A 2,320-nucleotide genomic window follows, 5' to 3' on the forward strand; every position below is an offset into this window, starting at 1 on the left:
GGGCCTGTGGCGGCCGGGCCTGTGGCGGCCGGGCCTGTGGCGGCCGGGCCGTCGGTCACGACACCGTCGTCGATGTCCGGGTGCGGGCTCACGTCAGAGTCCTCGGCCGGACCCGGTTCGCCTCGTCGACGTAGGAGTACCGGCCGTCGACGGTGGGTGCCAGCCTGGCCAGCTCCCGGTAGGCAGCCTCGAGCCCGAACCGCAGGTCCTCCTCGCGCAGCGGCCGCCTCACCACCGTCACCGAGTCGTCCGGCACGACGGCGCCGGAGCCCACCAGGTCGACGGCGGTGGCCAGCAGGTCGCGTTCCAGCGCGGCGCGCCGGGCCGGGTCCAGGGTGAGCCGGCCGAGGACGGCCGACGCCTCGGCCAGCCCGGCCCGGTCGGGCGGACCGGCGGCCGTCACCGTCCCCAGCAGCCGGGCGAGCCTGACCTGGGCGTCGAGATAGGCCGCCGACGTCGGCGGCACCCGCCGGTAGGCGTCGGCGGCGCCCTGCCGGTCCCCGGCCGCCGTCCGCACCCTGGCCAGCCCGAACGCCGCGCTGGTGAACGAGTCGTCGGTGCTCGACACCACGTCGTACATCCGCTCGGCGTAGCCCGTGTCGCCGTCGGCCTCGGCGGCCAGTGCCAGCGCGAGCTTGGGCGCGAGCTCGCCCGGCGCCTCGCTGTAGACGCCGTCGAACTCGGCGCGCGCGGTGGCGACGTCGCCCTCGGCCAGCGCGACCAGGCCACGGTAGTAGCCGGCCCGCCAGTCCCACGGGTCCTCGTCCTCGATCGCGTCGAGCGTCCGGCGGGCCTGTTCGTACCGGCCGGCGTCGAGCTGGGCGCGGGCCAGCCGCAGCCGCACCTCGACGGTGGCCGGCTGGATCGCCGCCAGCAGCTCGGCGAGCGCGGCGGCGTCGGTGTCCGGCAGCGCGGCGAGCGTGCTGGCGGCCGGGTCGTCGGGATCGACCCGCAACGTCGGCAGCACGGAGGCGGCCGGCTCGGCCCGGCTGCCGTCCGGGTTCTCGCCGGTCAGGTGGGTGTCGCCGGTGAACCGCCGGCTCGGGGCGGGCGCCGGCATGCCACGTTCCGCGGCCACGACCTCGCGCAGCACGCCCAGCAGCTCGTCGTGCATCTCGTCGGCGCTGGCGAACCGGTCGTCCGGCGAAGATGCGGTGGCCTTCAGCAGGAACCGGTGCAGCGAGTCGTAGCGGAGCAGCGGCGGGTGGTCGTCCGGCGGCGGTAACGAATGCTTGTACGTGGAGGTGTTGCCACGGAAGTCCAGGATCAGCGTGGCCAGCGTGCGTCCCAGCGTGTACAGGTCGGAGGCTACCGATGGTAACTGGTTGCCGACTTCCGGTGCCTGGTAGCCCGGCGTGCCGTAGACGTCGCTGCTGACGTCGTCGGCCCGGCGGACCGCGCCGAGGTCGATGAGCTTGAGGGTGTCCTGCCCGAGCATCACGTTGTCCGGCTTGAAGTCGCAGAACAGCAGGCCGTTGCGGTGCAGGTAGGCGAACGCCGGCAGCACCGCGAGCAGGTAGGAGACCGCCTCCGCCACCGGCAGCGGGTCCGGCTGGCCGAGCGCCGCGCGGCGCCGCCTGAGCAGCTCGCGCAGTGACGTCCCGCCGACGTACTCCATCACGATGTAGCCGGTCCCGGCATGCTCGACGAAAGTGTAGATCTTGACGATCGTCGGGTGGTCGACGGACGCGAGGAAGCGCCGCTCGGCGATGGCGGCGCTGTGGGCGCTGGCGTCCCCGACGTCGAGCAGCCCCTTGAGCACGACCCGCAGGCCCTCCACGCTGTGGTCGAGGGCCAGATAGATCCAGCCCTGGCCGCCATGGGTGATCGCGCCCACCACCTCGTAGCGGGGGGCCCTGTCGCTGGAGCTCACCGGGGGGCCGATCCTGTCGCCGGGGCGTAACCCCGGCTCGAACGAGAACGGCCGCTGGCAGTGGACGCAGAAGCCGGTCGTACGGCCCGGCCGCCCCTGCCGGCTGCGTCCCACCGGCTGCTCGCAGCCGCGGTTGCGGCAGAACCGCTTGTTCTCCGGCACCACCGGGCTGGTCCGTACCAGCGAGGCCGGGTCCGGGACGGTCGTCTCGGGCACCTGTACCAGCCCGGCGCCGAGCCGGCGCACCGACGACCTGGACGGCTTCGAGCCCCTGGCCCGGCCGGCCCGCGAGGCGCGGGACGAGACCAGTGACGAGGCGGAGCTCGACGCCGACGGGAACGACGGCCGCTGCCGCGACGGCACCGACAGGGCGGCCGGCCCGGGCCTCGGCGGGGCGGGGACCGACATGGCGGGCCCCGAGGCGGCGGAAGGGGATGCGGGGGATGC

At 74.8% G+C, this 2,320-nt stretch carries 2 protein-coding genes; one reads left to right on the top strand and one right to left on the bottom strand.

What is annotated here, in order from left to right:
* Window positions 1-88: 88 nt before the first annotated feature.
* Window positions 89-2,119 (bottom strand): serine/threonine-protein kinase, encoded by a 2,031-nt coding sequence (locus AC5LUJ_RS18640; protein ID WP_493465377.1) that lies wholly within the window; start codon window positions 2,117-2,119, stop codon window positions 89-91.
* Here AC5LUJ_RS18640 and AC5LUJ_RS18645 point away from each other — a divergent pair.
* A partial coding sequence (locus AC5LUJ_RS18645) for a hypothetical protein (protein WP_493465378.1) occupies window positions 2,007-2,320 on the top strand: 314 nt, incomplete at its 3' end. The genes AC5LUJ_RS18640 and AC5LUJ_RS18645 overlap by 113 nt on opposite strands.

The sequence above is a fragment of the Protofrankia sp. CiP1_Cm_nod3 genome (assembly GCF_982290655.1).